The 16,751-nt window shown below is 41.2% G+C and carries 14 protein-coding genes and 1 pseudogene; 4 read left to right on the plus strand and 11 right to left on the minus strand.

Translation table 11 applies throughout. The features are described 5' to 3' along the window. Positions 1-81: 81 nt before the first annotated feature. From GSR62_RS07470 to GSR62_RS07480, 3 genes are read right to left on the minus strand one after another with little or no spacing between them, the layout of a single operon-like run. The gene (locus GSR62_RS07470; RefSeq protein ID WP_225362217.1) at positions 82-1,236 is read right to left on the minus strand and encodes an RNA-guided endonuclease InsQ/TnpB family protein; all 1,155 of its coding nucleotides are present in this window, start codon (positions 1,234-1,236) and stop codon (positions 82-84) included. After that, positions 1,211-1,846 (minus strand): IS607 family transposase, encoded by a 636-nt coding sequence (locus GSR62_RS07475; protein ID WP_066023523.1) that lies wholly within the window; start codon positions 1,844-1,846, stop codon positions 1,211-1,213. The genes GSR62_RS07470 and GSR62_RS07475 overlap by 26 nt, the downstream gene beginning before the upstream one ends. 57 nt (positions 1,847-1,903) lie before the next feature. Then, positions 1,904-2,857 (minus strand): PLP-dependent cysteine synthase family protein, encoded by a 954-nt coding sequence (locus GSR62_RS07480; protein ID WP_066023524.1) that lies wholly within the window; start codon positions 2,855-2,857, stop codon positions 1,904-1,906. Between the two features lie 312 nt (positions 2,858-3,169). On the opposite strand from GSR62_RS07480, the gene GSR62_RS07485 reads away from it, so the two are divergent. Then, positions 3,170-3,655 (plus strand): GNAT family N-acetyltransferase, encoded by a 486-nt coding sequence (locus tag GSR62_RS07485; RefSeq protein WP_010688146.1) that lies wholly within the window; start codon positions 3,170-3,172, stop codon positions 3,653-3,655. 18 nt (positions 3,656-3,673) lie between these two features. Here the strand turns inward: GSR62_RS07485 and GSR62_RS07490 are convergent, their stop codons facing one another. Next, positions 3,674-5,788, minus strand: a complete 2,115-nt coding sequence (locus tag GSR62_RS07490; protein WP_066023525.1) for a putative ornithine decarboxylase — start codon at positions 5,786-5,788, stop codon at positions 3,674-3,676. A gap of 202 nt (positions 5,789-5,990) precedes the next feature. On the opposite strand from GSR62_RS07490, the gene GSR62_RS07495 reads away from it, so the two are divergent. Beyond that, the gene (locus GSR62_RS07495) at positions 5,991-7,445 is read left to right on the plus strand and encodes an APC family permease (protein ID WP_010688148.1); all 1,455 of its coding nucleotides are present in this window, start codon (positions 5,991-5,993) and stop codon (positions 7,443-7,445) included. 45 nt (positions 7,446-7,490) lie between these two features. Here GSR62_RS07495 and GSR62_RS07500 read toward each other — a convergent pair whose 3' ends face one another. The 3 genes from GSR62_RS07500 to GSR62_RS07510 all read right to left on the minus strand — a co-directional run bounded on the left by GSR62_RS07500 (position 7,491) and on the right by GSR62_RS07510 (position 9,952). Further along, complete coding sequence (locus GSR62_RS07500) at positions 7,491-8,483, minus strand: oxidoreductase (RefSeq protein ID WP_066023526.1); 993 nt, start codon at positions 8,481-8,483, stop codon at positions 7,491-7,493. A gap of 75 nt (positions 8,484-8,558) precedes the next feature. Continuing rightward, positions 8,559-9,182 carry a GNAT family N-acetyltransferase gene (locus GSR62_RS07505; protein ID WP_035447763.1) on the minus strand — a complete coding sequence of 208 codons (624 nt, stop codon included), beginning with the start codon at positions 9,180-9,182 and terminating at the stop codon, positions 8,559-8,561. Positions 9,183-9,271: 89 nt separating this feature from the next. Further along, positions 9,272-9,952: a putative quinol monooxygenase gene (locus GSR62_RS07510; RefSeq protein WP_010688151.1), complete on the minus strand. Its 681-nt coding sequence runs from the start codon at positions 9,950-9,952 to the stop codon at positions 9,272-9,274. 452 nt (positions 9,953-10,404) lie between these two features. On the opposite strand from GSR62_RS07510, the gene GSR62_RS07515 reads away from it, so the two are divergent. Beyond that, positions 10,405-11,742: an aspartate aminotransferase family protein gene (locus GSR62_RS07515; RefSeq protein WP_066023527.1), complete on the plus strand. Its 1,338-nt coding sequence runs from the start codon at positions 10,405-10,407 to the stop codon at positions 11,740-11,742. A 74-nt stretch (positions 11,743-11,816) separates the two neighbouring features. Continuing rightward, positions 11,817-12,977 (plus strand): MFS transporter, encoded by a 1,161-nt coding sequence (locus GSR62_RS07520; RefSeq protein WP_010688154.1) that lies wholly within the window; start codon positions 11,817-11,819, stop codon positions 12,975-12,977. A 34-nt stretch (positions 12,978-13,011) separates the two neighbouring features. Here the strand turns inward: GSR62_RS07520 and mmuM are convergent, their stop codons facing one another. The 4 genes and pseudogenes from mmuM to GSR62_RS07540 form a co-directional block, all read right to left on the minus strand. Beyond that, positions 13,012-13,941: a homocysteine S-methyltransferase gene (gene mmuM / locus GSR62_RS07525; RefSeq protein ID WP_066023528.1), complete on the minus strand. Its 930-nt coding sequence runs from the start codon at positions 13,939-13,941 to the stop codon at positions 13,012-13,014. 115 nt (positions 13,942-14,056) lie between these two features. Next, positions 14,057-14,613: pseudogene (locus GSR62_RS07530) on the minus strand (TMEM175 family protein). Positions 14,614-14,687: 74 nt separating this feature from the next. After that, complete coding sequence (locus tag GSR62_RS07535) at positions 14,688-15,164, minus strand: methylated-DNA--[protein]-cysteine S-methyltransferase (protein WP_066023652.1); 477 nt, start codon at positions 15,162-15,164, stop codon at positions 14,688-14,690. 73 nt (positions 15,165-15,237) lie between these two features. Further along, the gene (locus GSR62_RS07540) at positions 15,238-16,665 is read right to left on the minus strand and encodes a glycoside hydrolase family 1 protein (RefSeq protein WP_035447757.1); all 1,428 of its coding nucleotides are present in this window, start codon (positions 16,663-16,665) and stop codon (positions 15,238-15,240) included. Positions 16,666-16,751 lie beyond the last annotated feature (86 nt).

The following is a 16,751-nucleotide window of genomic DNA, read 5'->3' on the forward strand; positions in this document are numbered from 1 at the left end:
TAGTATTCCCATATCCTAACGAGAGGGTAATGACAGTGACTAACTCTTACAGTTTAAGGGTGTAGCCCACCCCTGTATTTTTTATATCAGTGCTAATAAATTCAACACTGCGTTTTCATCTCTATCCATAATATTTCCGCATTCATAACAGATATATTCGTTGTGCTTAGTTCCATATTTTAAGTTGCCATTAAGCCCAACTTTTTCTTCACCAGTTTTAACATAACCGCAGTTAGAACAGCGTTGTGTGCTTGGATAGTATTTATCAGCGATAAGCAAATCTTTACCATACCAATCGCACTTATAGCTCAATATCTGTCTGAAATAACCAAACATTGAACGCTGTAGCCCTTTGGAAGCAAAATGAGTCATCTGCATTTCTTTAACCGCCAAGTCTTCAATTACGATCTTGTCGTATTCTTCAACTAATTGAGTTGTAAACTTCTGCATAATATCATGTTGGATATTAGCTACTTTGCGATAATCACGTTGAAACTTGGCTCTCGTCTTAACATAATTATTACTTTTAGTAGCTCGTTTCCCATTTACAACACTCTTTCTAGCCAACATACGTTGATAATATTTGATACGCTTATACAATCGTTTTAGATTATCTGGCAATGTATTAATTTTGCCTTCCGTATAGTTGATATGCCCAACATTGACATCGACCGCTGTTACACGGTTAGTTTTAGCTTTGTTTGCCACTTCGATCTCAAAAGGTAAACTTGCCCAATATTTACCATTTTCACGGTAAATTGAAACAACTTTTAATTCACCAGTTAACAACTTAGCGCCACTCATGCGAATGTCATACCAATTCTTAATTCTATGTGGTTTATCCAAGCGCAACTTACCCTTAATAATCTTGGCACGGTCAGTTTTAAAACCCTGTCTAGTGGCTTTCTTTGATTTAAAACGTGGTTTACCCCAATCAACTTGTGCCTTATCAAAAAAGTTCTTCCACGCTTTATTTAAGTCGCTAATTGCTAGTTGTAAGCAACGTGCAGATAGTCGGTATTGCCAATCCTCTTTATTTGCAACCAATTCATCACGAACCTTGTATTGTGTTGGTTTTAACTTTTTATCTTCTAAAATCAATGATTCTTCATACATATCATTCCATAAAGCCAAACCAGCATTCCAGCAATATCTGCGATAATCACACAAGTCATCTAAGACTTTCTGCATGGTTTTATTTGGATAAAGTCTAACTTTTTGGGTTCTTAACACCATTATTTTCACCATCTTTCAAAGATCTGTCGTTTTCTAGTTTATGCTTATATTTACGTAAACCATATAAACGACAGGAAAATACGTGTACAATACTCACCATATCATCAATCATTTCTTGCGTTGGACTAGTTTCAACATTATTCAATACCACAATCTTAGTATTGTGTATTTTACATAATCGTTCAAACCACTCATAACCAAAACAAATAAATCTATCTTTATAAGTAATGTAAATCGTATCAATCTGATTATTCATTACTTCTTCTAGCAATTTATTCCACTTTTTTCGATTGTAGTTAAGCCCACTACCAACATCAGTAATTGTTTCATCTAAAACAACGCCTTTAGCGTTAACGTATTGCCTAATAAAGTCAATTTGATTTTTTAAATCATCTCTTTGACTATTTGTTGATACTCTAGCATAGGCGACTACTTTGCGCTTGTTGGACTCTGATTTACCAATATAGTTTAAATATTGTTCTTCAGTATAATATCTTCGATTGGTGGGAGTCCAATATGCTTTTAACACACCTTTACTATCCCAAATTTGCAAAGTTCTGACTGTAACACCTAAACGTTCAGCCATTTCTTTCGGTTTTAACATTGTCATGATAACCACTCACATTTTTACTTCTTTCCATGGTTTGTTATAACAAATTTTTCTACATTATTCTATGTTTTTGGTAACAGTTAACCACTCCTCAAATCGATAAATATGTCTACTTAAATAACGTTCTGAACTATCGGGAAAAATCGTGACGATATTACTGTTTTGAGGCAGCTTTTGTGCTAATTTCAAGCTAGCTGCCAACGCCGCTCCGCTCGAACTTCCGACAAACAAACCATTTGTCAGTGCCAGTTGCTTGACTTGCGCAAACGCCTCCCGATCACTTATCGTATAGATCGCATCGGGCTTAGTTTGAGCGAAAAAGGGCGGTATAAATTCAACCCCGATTCCTTCCGTCAAATGACTATGGGGCGCACCACCATTTAGGATTGAGCCCTCTGGTTCAACCACGGCAGCTGTTAACCCAGGAAATTTTTGCTTTAAAGCTTGCGTGATCCCAGCAAGGGTCCCACCACTGCCAGCCCCAGCTACAAAAGCAGCTAAACTCAACTTATTTTTTTCAAATTCAGTAATGATCTCTGGCGCCAGACTAGTCGCATATGCAGCTGGATTGGCCGAATTTTCAAATTGTAGCGGCAAGTAGCTATCCGTGATCTGGGCAGCTAATTTCTTAGCTTGGGCGATCGCACCTTTGATCCCTAATTCACTTGGCGTATGTACTATTTTTGCACCTAAGGCACGCATCAAGATCTGTTTTTCCTGGCTAAATTTCTCGGGCACGACTAAGATCGTTTTTAAGCCACGTTTTTGTGCTGCTAAAGCTAGACCGATTCCAGTATTGCCCGCTGTAGGTTCAATGATCGTCGTTTCTGCTGTCAACAAGCCTTTTGCCTGCGCATCATCCATGAGATACTCGCCTAAACGATCTTTAATACTGCCACCTGGATTAAACATCTCTAACTTGGCATAGATCGATACATTATTTGGCGTTTTGACTGCAAGTTTTATCAACGGTGTCTGACCGATCAGCTGTGATACGTCTTGATATATCATGTTCTTCCCTTCTTTCTGCGATCTGAGTAGAAAAAAAGGGCGCAAACTTTAAAAAGTCTGCGCCCTCTTACGTTGAAGAAGCCTCCTAGTTACGTTAAAAAACTCAACGCAAATGAACCTTCTTCGCTAGCTGGCGCGAAGAAGGACAACATGTATGAGCCATATTGTTGATAACTAAAGTCTTCATCGTAATTCCTCTTTTCAAATCGTTATCAATACAATAACACTTACTTTTCGTAAATGCAATCCCTCTTGCAAAAAAATTTTTCTTTGCTAGAATTAAGCTAAATATTTTAACGAGGAGGAATAAATTTGACGATCCGCTTAGCCACTACCGCAGATTTACCCGCGATCAGTGCGATTTATGCATTTGCTCGTACTCAGATGGCAAAAGACAACAATCCAGATCAATGGGGCAAAAGTCATCCAGCATTGGAGCTCTTAGAAGCTGATATTGCTGCTAAACACCTCTATGTCATTGAAGAAGCAGGAAACATCGGTGGCGTTTTTGCCTTTATCCTAGGTGAAGACCCAACTTATCAGCAAATAGAAGGGTCTTGGCTAAACGACCAGCCCTATGGTACGATCCATCGTATTGCCGGCAACGGGAAAGTCAAAGGTGTCTTTAATAAGGCATTAGCTTTTTGTGAACAGCTCGAACCAAATATCCGGATCGACACTCATCAAAATAATAAACGCATGCAACACCTGATCGAAAAAAATGGCTTTACTTATTGTGGGATCATCCTGACTGATGACAACACTCCACGCCTTGCCTATCAAAAAAAGCGCCCGTAAAAGGCGCTTTTTTGCTATCTAAATATCATCTAAAACATAGCCCGCTGCACTTAGATGTCCACTGTCATCCCATTCAAGATAGATACCTTGGATCTCCGGTTCAAAACCCGGGAAATTTTCCATTGCCCCAAGCAGTACCTTGAAATATTCAACATCTAGTGCTTGCCATCTTTCACCCGGTGCGACGATAAAGACTCCAGGCGGATAGGGCAAGGCCCCTTCAAGTGCGACTTTACCTTCGATCTCATCGAGTGGGACCAACTTGCCTTGTCCCCGCATAAACGCAAGATCAGCCGTGCGTGGTAAACAACTATAGGCTTGCAGCTCTGGTTTGATAAATAAGGCTTGTTGTAAATGGTATATCTCTTGTTCTTTAAAATACTCATGCATTTCTTGACATAACTGTCTTAAAGTATAGCCAGCATAACGTTCTTTATTTTGCCGATAAAAACGGGGGAGAGCTTTTTCTAACGGGGCATCTGTCAAATAGAGTCGTTCAAATTCTAATAGTGCCGTCAGCAATGTCTGTAAACTGAGCTCATCTTCACCGGGAGTCAAAAAGAAAAGTGTTGAATAAAGATCGGCTTTACCCGGAATGATCCGTTTTTCCAATAAAAATTCGCCGACTAATGGGCTCGGGATCCCCGTTTCAGTATATTTACCTGTCTTTAGCTCGACTCCCGGAGAGGTGATCGTCAACTTCAAAGGACTGATGATTGCTTCTCCTAAAGCAACTTTACTAAAGCCATGCCAGGTATCTTTAGGATCAAGTTGCCATAAGCTTAGGTCAGCCGCTAGCTTTTCAGTCGGGATATTTTCCCAGGAAATACCGTTTATCTTTGTGGGAACGAGTGGTTTAAACAGCTTGCTTTGACGCAACAATGTCTTTCTAAATTCGATCCCTTTGACCAGTGTTTCTTCCCACCACGCATGATTAGCCGAACTAGCTGCCATCGCTGCATTGACTGCTAAAGACGCATAGATCGGATAAGAGTAACTCGTTGTAACGTATTTAAGGTAGGCATTATTGAAGTGTTTATGATCGATATAACGTTTTTGCCCTTTTAAGTGTGCATCTTTTTTCAAGATCTGAGAAGTTTGGGCTACCCCAGCTTGCTGTTTATGCACAGATTGGGTCACTAAGATCCCTGGATCAGCTGGACCGTATTCCAAACTCAGCGGAGATAATTCTTTCATCAGATCGACAAATTGTTCATAACCGCCCCAAGCACAATCAAATAGAATATAGTCACACAGTGGTCCGAGCTTTTTAATGAGATACCGTGCATCATAAAAGACGCCATCATATGTTTCCAGTTGTAAGACCGCTAGTCTAAAAGGCCGTTTAGCTTTGGCTTTTTTAGGATCGACCAATGCGATCTGTTGGCGGATCTTTTTTTCATCTAACTCTTCACCTACCAAAGGACCGATCAACCCTAAAGGATCACGATCAGTCTTTAAATAGACCGGTTTAGCCCCTGTCATCACTAGGGCACTGTTGTAGAGCGATTTATGGTTATTTCGATCAAAGAGCACGAGATTGCCCTCGGTCAATGCAGCGGTCGCACAGATCGTATTTGAACTAGTAGTCCCATTTGTACAAAAATATACTTTATCGGCGTTAAAAGCTTTAGCCGCCTGTTTTTCAGCTGTCAACGGCGTTCCACCATGGGTCAAGGTATCGCCCAATTCAGGGATCGTGTCACTGACGTCAGCATATAAAAAATTATCGCCGAAAAAGTTTTTAAAGACTTCACCAGCTGGATGCCGCGTGTAAAAATTTCCATTATGGTGTCCCGGTGTGGTAAAGCTGACTGCTTTTTCATCGGCAAAATTGATCAGATCTAATAAAAAGGTGGGCACATTTTCTTTTTCATAAGCCGTGGCTGATTCCAACACTCTTTTCATATCGGCATCGATATTTTCCGCCGTGACTTCGATCAGCGGTATTTTTAGCCCAGAACGCTGACAGATCAATTCAGCGAGCGCACGTTGTTTGAGATCACCTGCTTCGATCACTAGTGCGGCTAATTTAGTGCCAGATACTTCAGGTGTCAATTCTACAGTTGGCCACTTCTTAGCTACGTCTGCCTGCAACTTGGCGGGAGTAGCTATCTTTAGATATTTCTTCATTTTTTCACCTACTCACTTTTTCAAAACAATTTTATATTTTTTCATAAGAAAAAACAAATTTATGGTAGTAATTTCATAAAGGATTCTTTAAAATGGAAAAAGTAATTATTTTCATAAAGGAGAAATTCGCGTGCATTCGAATAAGCATCCCGGTGTTAATGCAAAATAAACTCAAATTTTGCATTAATTAAAGGAGATAAAATTGAATACTTTAAACCAAAACTCACTCAACCAAAAGAAATATACCCCCTGGCTCGTCTTAACTTTACTTGATTTTGTTACGATCATCAGTTTTGAAAATATCTTTTATCCTTTTCAAAATCAAGGGCTATCGGTAGTTATTTCTTGGATCTTCATGTTGTTTGTCTATGTCATTCCCTACGAATTGATCGTCAGCCAATTAGGTTTGACCTTCGACCAACAAGCAGGTGGACTTGCTTCGTGGATCAGACGTGGGACTGGCAGTGATCTCTTTGGTTACGCTACTTCCTGGATGTATTGGGTCCAAACTATCCCATACTTAGTCGATGTCTCTAACTCGATCATCGTATCCTTTAGTTGGATCATCTTGGGTGATGCTACATTGAGCAGTCACATGTCCACCTTTACTTTTGGCTTACTGACATTTGTTATCATTTTAGCTTTCATTCTTTTGGAAAATATTTTCAAAAACGCCTTAGAGATCTTATCCTTGATCGGTGGGGGCGCAATGTTTATCATGTCAATGCTCTTTGTTTTAATGACAGGTTATGCCTTGACACATGGAGCACATATCGCAACACAACCATTTGATTGGTCGGCATTCAAACCTAATTTCAGTTTGCACTATTTTTCAACGACCGGTTTGTTGATCTTTGCGATGTCTGGGGCTGAACTTGCAGCACCTTACATCAGTCGCATGAAAAATCCTAAACGTGATTTCCCACGCTCTATGTGGATGCTCGCCTTGATGACTGGGGCGTTGACGATCTTTGGAACGCTAGCTTTGGCAGTCTTCTTTGATGCCAATAATATCCCTAACGACTTCAAGATGAACGGTCCTTATTACGCTTTCAAACTTTTAAGCCAACAATTAGGCTGGGACAATAGTTTGATGTATGTCTTTGCTGTTGTCCAATCATTTTTCATGTTAGCTCAGCTTGCAGTCTTGATCGATGCTGCCAGTCGCGTCTTTGCCGGCGATGTCAATCAAAAATACATGCCAACTTGGCTCACGAAGACCAACAAAAACGGGCGTCCTGTCCACAGTTATACTTTGACCGCTGGGATCGCCTTGGTCCTCTTACTTTTGAGTGGGACTTTACCTGATATCAACTCCATTTATAACTGGTTGCTTAACTTAAATGGGATCGTTTCCCCTTATAAGACCTGTTTAGTCTTTGTTGCGTTCATCGCCGTTAGATGGCAACAGGATAAATTTAGCTCAGACTATATCTTCATCAAAAACCGTACCGGGGCTTTGCTCGTTGGTTTCTGGTGTTTCTTATTCACATTTGTCTGTGCGACAATGGGATTCATTCCGCAAAATGCACACTTTGGAACAAAGCAATTCACGCATGAATTGATGATGAATTTCTTCTTTGTCTTCTTGATCTTTGGAATGGGTGTTATTTTACCATTCTTACGTAAACTAGAGATCAAACGTAAACAAAAATAAACATAACGGGCTAGAGATTTACTACTGATCTCTAGCCCGTTATATTTATTTTTCGTATAATTCTTTTTTAGCTTCAACGACCCAGCGTGCATTTGTATCAAATACATGAGCTTCCAAGATCAGATCAGCTTGTTTTGTTTCTAAAATGTACTCACACAACTTTGAATCAAGTAGCATCCCTGTAACTGCGATCGGTAAGTTGACTGCCTTTTTCATTGCTGTTGCATATGGAACTTGCCAGCCTTCATAAATATGGTCTGGCTTTTTATCAAATAGCCCACCAGTCGTGATACTCAAGCAATCGATCCCATCACGCTCGAGCCATTGACTGATAGTTTGCCACTCAGTTAGCTTATTTTGCTCATCTTCTTTAGCATAATCATCTAACGACAAGCGGACCCACAATGGCCCCGTATAAAAGTCTCTGATCTGAGTAATGATCTCTTGCACGAAGCGATAACGCCCTGCAAGTTCACCACCATACTCATCATCTCGCCGATTGATGACTGGCGAAAAGAACTCATCGATCAAAAAGCCCTCAGCTCCCTGGAGCTCGATCAGATCAACTCCAGCCTGTATAGCTCGTTTAGCTGCAGTTACAAAAGCACTTTGGATGCGTTTGATCTCAGCGATATTCAAGGCTCTTGGTTCATTGTAATCATCACTGTAGGCTTCAACAAGACTCGGTGCAACTGGTACCGACTCAGCTTTAGCTTTACGGCCTGCATGTCCGAGTTCGATCCCAACTTTTGTGCCCAAACTATGCAAAAAATCGACCAGACGCTTTAACTCTTCTGCCTGTTCGTCGTTCCACAAGCCTAAATCGTGCTCAGTCGTGCGCCCTTCAGGTTCAACAGCGGTCATCTCAAGGATAACTAACCCAACTTGCTCGACCGCACGTGCTCCATAATGAGCAAAATGCAACGGATTTAAGACACCATCACCTTTTTGGACACTATACGTCCGCATGGGCGACATCACTACTCGATTCTTTAGATTTAATGACGCTACTTTAGCTGTTGAAAACAGCATCGACATAAGCTTTACACCCTCTTTTGTGAATTATTATCCACCTAAGTTTAACGATAAAAGCTAAATTTGTAAAGATTTTGCTTAGTTAAAGTCTCGCCCATAAAGGTAATAAGTCTCGGCGGTCTCTTCGTTGCCTTCATCCCAATAAAAACGCTTTTCTACCAATTTTTCTAAGCCATTATGTTCATAGAAGCCATAATCCGATGAATCATCTGTATATAAATAGAATGATCTGACACCATTTTTTTGTAAATATTCACAGAAGTTGTTGTATAATTTTTTCCCTAAACCTAGACCACGATATTTTCCATTGACCAACAATAAATTGAGACTCCCTTCAAATTCACGTTTACTTTGAAGTAACAGCTCCTGATCTAATGCCATCGTTTGAATATATTTTTCAAAGATTGAATCAGGTTCGGTCTGCTTTAAGATTGCACCTAAAGCAGCAGTCTTTTTCCGCAAACAAAAGCGCTGGATCTTCGTATAGTCTAAAACGTCGCCGGCACAGATCCCGGCAGGCTTACCGTCGACCGTTACCACAACGATATGATCTGATTTTTGCAAAAGATCACTCAAAAAGTATTCTGCCATCGGTTCAACCAGGTCTTTGGGGACCCAAGAGCGATAATCCCAAGTTGTGATCACCATCTTTAAGATCTCATCATAGTCACTTGCCCGCATCAGCCTTAAATCAATTTCCATTTTTCACACTCACTTTACTGAAATACACCTAAATTTTAGCGTATTTGAGCCAAAAACAAAAGAGAGACGCAAATAACGTCTCTCTAATATTAATTTTCCCCACGTTCATAACTCAAATTCCCCTGACTGACTAAAGTATCAGCTGTTAGATCTAATAGCTCTTTTTTTGCCACTAGATCAGTAGTCTTTTTGATATATTCTTTAAAATGTGGAGTCTCCCGGTGCTTGGCATAAGCTTGTTTATCTTGATAGAATTCTAAAAAGATCCATTCATCCGGCTTATTCTGGACCGTTGCTGCATACATCGCTAAAACACCGGGTTCAAGTACGATCGCTTGGTGCATTTCACTAAAGACGGCAGCTTTAAAGGCAGCAGCACTGGATTTTTCTAATTGTAATTTAGCTAATTTTACCGTCACATTATCTGGCGTCCCTTTACCTAAAAAATCAAACTTTTCCAGTAATAATTCTGGGATCAGATCGATCACCTTGCGATTGACGATCGCATTTTTAGCAAAAGTCGCGTACTTTTGAAATTGCGGTGAGGCTTGATGTCGTTTTTGCGCCGCAGTATCTTGATAGAGCTCAAAGACTAGATTCTCCAGCCCCTTTTCATCAATATGAGTTGCATGCATCGCTAATGTCTGCGGTTCAGTTTTGATCGATAAATTCAAATTTCTCTGTCCTAAAGCTAAAAATTCCGCTTTCTTTTCTGGTTTGATCTCAAGTTCATACAATCTAAACAAAGGCGGATATTCCAAATTGGTCACTTCATATCACCTGCCATTAATTTTTCAAAGTTTAAATACATGATCTGCTCGCGCTCTTTAGGTGTCAAAATTGCCTCGAGGACCGTCATAACAGCCCCAACAATCAACTCTGGCGCTAACTGTAATAATTACTGATAAAATTTAGGAGGCAAGACATGGGCAAAGATATCGATTGCCGGCTTTGACACTCCAATCACTCCTTTTGATTAATATTCTAAATTTTTTCTGTAAAAATCACGGCTAATTCTTAATTTTACTATTCGAGCCTTTCTGCTTTATTATAACAAAATCTTTAACAAAACGGCGCTTATATATCACACAAGTTATTTTCAATTTTAAGTTATAGCAGCCTTAATTTCCCTAAATTACTTAAAAAATATACTTTAAATCTTTCATTAATAGATTTATAATACACGTAATCTTTTTTTAAGAAAAAGAAATGAGGTGCTACTATGGCAAAAAATGATGAATTACTTCACCAAGAAGCCCGCAGTTTAGCTTCGCAATCACGGATCAAGTACTTTGATCTCGTGATCGCACAAGGAAACGGCGCCCTATTGACTGATGCTGACGGCAAAGAATATATCGACCTCTTAGCCTCCGCCTCATCGACCAACACTGGGCACTGTCATCCATCGGTGGTCCAAGCGATCACCCAGCAAGCTCAAAAGTTGATCCAATACACACCAGCCTATTTTGCTAATCAGATTGCAGCCCAATTGAGCACCAGATTAACAAAACTTGCACCAATGTCAGGACCTGTCAAGTTAGCCTGGGGAAATTCTGGCTCAGATGCCAATGATGCGATCATCAAATTTGCGCGCGCCTATACTGGGCGGCAATACATCGTGACTTTTACCGGAGCTTATCACGGTTCGACCTATGGCTCTCTGACTGCTTCGGGTGTCAGTTTGAACATGACCCGCAAGCTCGGTCCCTTACTTCCCGGGATCATCAAAGTACCTTATCCCGACCCCTGGCAAAAAGCGTCGCAAGAGACTGAAGAGCAATTTGTAGAGCGAATGTTTGCAGCCTTTAAGTTACCATTTGAGACCTATCTTCCTCCTGATGAAGTCGCCTGCATCTTGATCGAACCGATCCAAGGTGATGGTGGGATCATCAAAGCACCGACAAAGTATCTCCAAAAAGTCTATGAATTTGCTCATGAACACGGGATCTTATTTGCAGTCGATGAAGTCAATCAGGGCATGGGACGAACCGGTAAATGGTGGTCGATCCAACATTTCGAGCTTGAACCCGATCTCATGAGCGTCGGCAAATCACTAGCATCTGGGCTTCCACTAAGTGCAGTGATCGGACGAGCTGAGATCATGGAAGCGTTGGACGCTCCGGCTCATATTTTTACTACTGCAGGAAATCCCCTCACTGCAGCAGCTGCTATAGCTACTATTGAAATCATCGAAAAAGAAGAGCTTTTACGTCGCTCGACAGAACTAGGCAGATCAGCGGCGACCTTTTTCCAACAAGCTCAAGCAAAATACGATTTTATCGGTGATGTCAGAATGTATGGCCTCAATGGTGGGATCGATATCGTTGACCCTAAGACTAAACAGCCTTCCACCGAGATTGCGACCAAGATCATCCACCGTGCTTTTGAACTAGGTGTGATCATGATCAGTCTACGGGGCAATATCTTACGCTTCCAACCACCACTTGTGATCACCACAGCTCAGTTAGAACAAGCCTTTGCGATCTTAGAGCAAGTCTTTAGCGAAGAAGCAGCAGGAAAACTCCAACTGCCTAAAAATGCGGCTGAATTAGGGTGGTAAAAATTAATAGCCAAAAAGCGGTTTTGTGGTTTAAAATGATATATGCAATTTAAATCGAAAGGACCGCAATTATCATGAAATATCGCTTACAGGCATGTTTATTTATTTTTATCGCTTTTATGCTCGGATGTAATGAGTATATTATCGTCGGGGTCTTACCAGACATTTCGAGTGAATTTGGGACTGGGTTATCACAACTTGGGCTGTTAGTCACCATTTTTGCACTTGTCTATGCGCTGAGCACTCCGCTTATAACCTCATTTGGCAATCGTTTTTTACGGCATCGTGTCTTACTAGCACTAATCTTGATCTTTTTTATCGGCAATACTTGGACCGCTTTAGCCACTAACTTTACTTCGCTTCTATTGTCGCGGATCTTGACCGCCAGTGTAGCTGGGGCGATCATTTCGATCGTTTTGGTCATGGCCAACTACATTGCACCGCGGCATAAACGAGCTAGCCTAGTTTCTTGGGTCTTTGCCGGTTTTAGTTTAGCTTCGATCATCGGGATCCCCCTTGGAACTTTGATCAGTACGACTTTTTCCTGGCACGATAGCTTTTGGATGATCAGTGCGATCACCTTTATCGTCTTATGCCTACTGCTTTGGCTCGTGCCTAAAGATACCCCTCAGTTTAAAGGGACACTCAAACATCAATTTGCGCTACTCAAAGAAAAGCAAGTTCTCTTAGGTGTCGCCTTTGTCGTAGCTGTGTGCGCCGCTGACTATACGATCTATACCTATATCCGTCCACTTTTCACTAATGAAATGGGCTTTAATAACACTTGGCTCAACTGGTTATTGTTTGGGATGGGGATCTTCTTTATCATTGGCAATAAGTTTGGTGGCTATTTAGCCGATAATGGTGGCTTAAAGCCACTCCGCTACGTCTATATCACGATGACACTATTGATGTTGCTCTTAGGACCAGCAATTCAGCTTCCGTGGCTAGGTGCAGCAACGATCGCTCTACTTTGCGTTTGCTTTGCTAGCTATGGTGCCTCAACTCAGCTGATGTTTTTAGATATCGCTGAGAAAAAATATCCCCAATCCCTTGATCTAGCATCATCGCTCAATTCGATCTTTGCTAACCTAGGGATCTCGCTGGGTTCATTGACTGCAGCCCAAGCCGTCAGTGTTACTTCACTGGGAAATATCGGCTATATCGGTTCCATCTATGGGATCCTAGCCACTTTCCTCGTTTTCATCCTTTACGCTCAAAACAAAAAAATTTAGTCTAATAAAAAAACACGCCTCAGCGCGTGTTTTTTTATACATTCTCTTTTTGATACTGCTCAAAGTACGTTGCGATCTGACTGATCTGGGGACTCGTCGTCATGCAACAGCCACCAATGATGCTCGCACCAGCTTGATACCATTTTTCAGTCAGCTGCGTAAAATCTAACTGTTGCTCACTTTTGGCCCATGTCTTAGTCTCAGGATCATATTGAGCTCCGAGATTAGGGTAGACGATGAGCTTTTTAGTCGTTGCTTGCCGCATAACTTTAAGCGCTCCACTCACAAGCTCAGGTACGATACAATTGACACCGATCGCAAATACTTGCTCAAATTTACTGATCGCTGCAACCGCCCGCTTAAGTTCGGTCCCATCGCTAAGTGTCATTTCATCTCGGAGTGTAAATGAAACGTAGACTGGCATCTGAGGCACATTTTTTTCCAGCCATCTCAATAAAGCTAGTGGTTCTGAGAGTTTTGGCTGGGTCTCTAAAGCTAAACAATCCGGTGCTTGCGCAAGTACGGCCGTCAAACGTGGCAAATGAAAATTAAGATATTGCGCATCATTCAACAAATAATCCCCCCGATACTCACTGCCATCGGCAAGATAGGCTCCATATGGTCCGATCGAGGCAGCCACTAAAGCATGTTTTCCGGTCTGTTCTTCATAGTCATCTCGAGCTTTTTGAGCCACTAATACCGCCATCCCTACCAAGTTTTCAGCCTGCTGTTTGGAATGACCAGCTTTTTCAAAAGCTTTCAGATTAGCTTGATACGTATCGGTCAAGATCATCTGGGCTCCAGCTGCTAAATAACTGTAATGCGCATCATAAACAGCTTCGATATTGTCGCTTAACGCTTGGGCTGTCCACAGCTCACCCGTACTATCTATTCCTTGTTCTTTCAAGGCAGCCGCCATTGATCCATCTAAAACGTGGATATTTTCAGTAAATTTTTCGTTCATTCACTCACTTCCCTTTGCTAAGTTTTAACCTATATTACCACTCTTCTTACTCAAATGTACGTTTTTACACTCAAACTAAAAAATAAGCTGGTGTTACCACCAACTTATTTACTGATCAGATCGAGCGTGGTAAAACGATAAAGATCGCCGTGATCAAGACTTCCCACATCATTGCAGGCGGAAAGATCGTTAAAGTCAAGATCAGACCGATCACTTTTCCTGCAACATCAAACATGCCACGACCATCTAGGATACTAAAATCTGCCTCGACTGATTTTCCCTTATTTATGCGTTTTAGTTCCACATACATCCAAATATTGCAAGCTGTAACAGCTAAAACAATGATTCCATACATCGTTTGAGCAACGGGACTGTCAAAATTATCAGCTACGATACTTGTTGTACAGGGGAAAATGAAGAAAAGAATAACAATATCAAAGAGTTCCATACTAGTTCATTATTGATCTTTTCAACATTATGCCAAGCTCGGTGCATATTGACCCACATCGTTCCTAACCAGAAAAATGAAACAGTGTAGGCAAAGAAACTCTCACATAGATCCCAAACGGCAGCCCAAGTCATCGCTTCAGGTTTATTCAACTCTAAAACTAAGATCGTCATAATGATCGCTAATACTGCATCAGTGAAGGCAGTCAGGCGTTCTTTTGACATTTCCATAATTTTATATTGCCTCCTAGACATTTTTTATTATTTTAAAATATCTTAAATGATCTGGCAATAATTTTTTATAAGATCTGTTCCAGTTCTAGTAGCGCCTGTTTACGGTCAAGTCCACCAGCATAGCCATGCAAACTGCCGTCACTTGCCAAAACGCGGTGACACGGGATAAAAAGACTCAATGGGTTATGCGCTACAGCCCCACCGACAGCCCTTGGATGCGAGGCCAATTGTTTTGCTAGCTCTTGGTAGGTCACCGTAGTTCCATAGGGGATCTGCTGTAGTTGCTGCAATACTCGCTGCCTAAAAGGCGTAACTTGTGGTGCTAACGTGATCTTTGTAGTCGGGATCTGACCATTAAAATACTCCGTTAGCCATGCTCTAGCTTGTTTTAAAGCCGGAGTCTCAACATCTGCGATCTTTTCAAGTGAAAAATCAGGAGCAAAATATTTTTGATCAGTGAACCAAGCTCCCACAAGTTCTGTTTCGGTCCCGACTAACAGCAATTCTCCCAGGGGCGTGGAATAGATCTGTTTGAAGTACATACTTTCACCTGCTTGATTTTTCTTTAGCATAACACAAGTCTATAGTTAAGCACATCCCCCAGCCACTCTTGGTTTAGAACTGATCACTGAGATCTTGGCCGTTAGTCGCAATAACTTTTTTATACCAATAAAATGAATCTTTGCGGTAACGTTTTAAAGTCTTGAGATCAAATTCATCCCGATCAACATAGATGAAACCATAGCGCTTCTTGATTCCTTCATGCGTTGAGATCAGGTCGATCGCTGACCATGGATTATAGCCTAACATCTCAACGCCATCCGAGATCGCTTTTTGTATCTGAGCAATGTGTTCGCGCAAATAAACGATCCGATATGGGTCATGGACTTTTCCATCTGCAGTTAGTTCATCATAAGCTCCGATCCCATTTTCCGTGACTAATAATGGAAGTTGGTAGCGATCATATAAGGCACGCATGGTCGCTCTAAAGCCAACTGGATCGATCTCCCAACCAAATTCGGTCTTTTTCAAATTTTGATTTTGTACACTACGGTAATATCCCGGTTCAGACATTGCAGATTGCTGATCAGCAAATTTGTCATCGATCTGTTCACTACCATCACTTGCTTCGACCGTAAATGAAGTATAGTAATTAAAAGCGATAAAATCAGGTTTGGCTGCCTTTAAGACTTCGGCATCTCCAGGAGCAAACGTTGGGGTTGCATCTTTAGCTTCTAAATACGCCCAAACCAAGTTATTGTAGCGCCCATAAACAGCCATATCTAAATATAACCAATTGCGGATCGCATTGGCATTTTGTTCCGCGATGATGTCTTCTGGACGATTACCATTAGGATAAGCCAACGCGATATTTGGCGCCGGACCGATCTTGGCTTGTGGCAACATCTCGTGGCATAATTGCATCGCTTTAGCTTGTGCCACTAATTGATGGTGATTTTGTTGATAGATCTCTTTAGTCAAGTTCGTTGTTGCTTCTGGCACACGTAATGTACCGATCAGTTGTCCAACTAAAGTCATCATATTTTGTTCATTGATCGTCAACCAATATTTGACCCGGTCACCGTAATTTTCAAAGAGCACTTGAGCAAATTCCTTGAACCATTCGGAAGATTCCGCATTGCTCCAAGAACCTTTTTCTTCCAGAGCTGCCGGCATGTCGAAATGAAACATCGTGATGATCGGTTCGATATCATATTTCAAACATTCATCGATCAAATTATTATAAAATTCGATCCCCTTAGGATTAACTTTCCCGATCCCTTCTGGTAAAACACGTGACCATGAGATCGAGAAACGATATGCTTTAAAACCCATCTCGGCCATCAAGGCGATGTCTTCTTTGTAACGATGATAATGATCAACTGAGACCGTTAGATCAGCGGTCCCTGGTGGCAATTCCTTGGTATCTTGAAAAGATGGTCCTTTGCCGTCTTCTAAACTGGCACCCTCAACTTGGTAAGCCGAAGTCGAAGCCCCCCATAAGAAATCTTTTGGAAATGGTTTTAATGTTTGATGGATCATTTGCATAAGCCCCTTTCTTAGATTATGTATAATTGTTTGGGTACACTTATATGCTAAATTGTTACCAAACATTTTGTCAAGCGTTT

Source organism: Ligilactobacillus animalis (genome assembly GCF_009933595.1).
GTDB classification, from domain to species: domain Bacteria; phylum Bacillota; class Bacilli; order Lactobacillales; family Lactobacillaceae; genus Ligilactobacillus; species Ligilactobacillus animalis.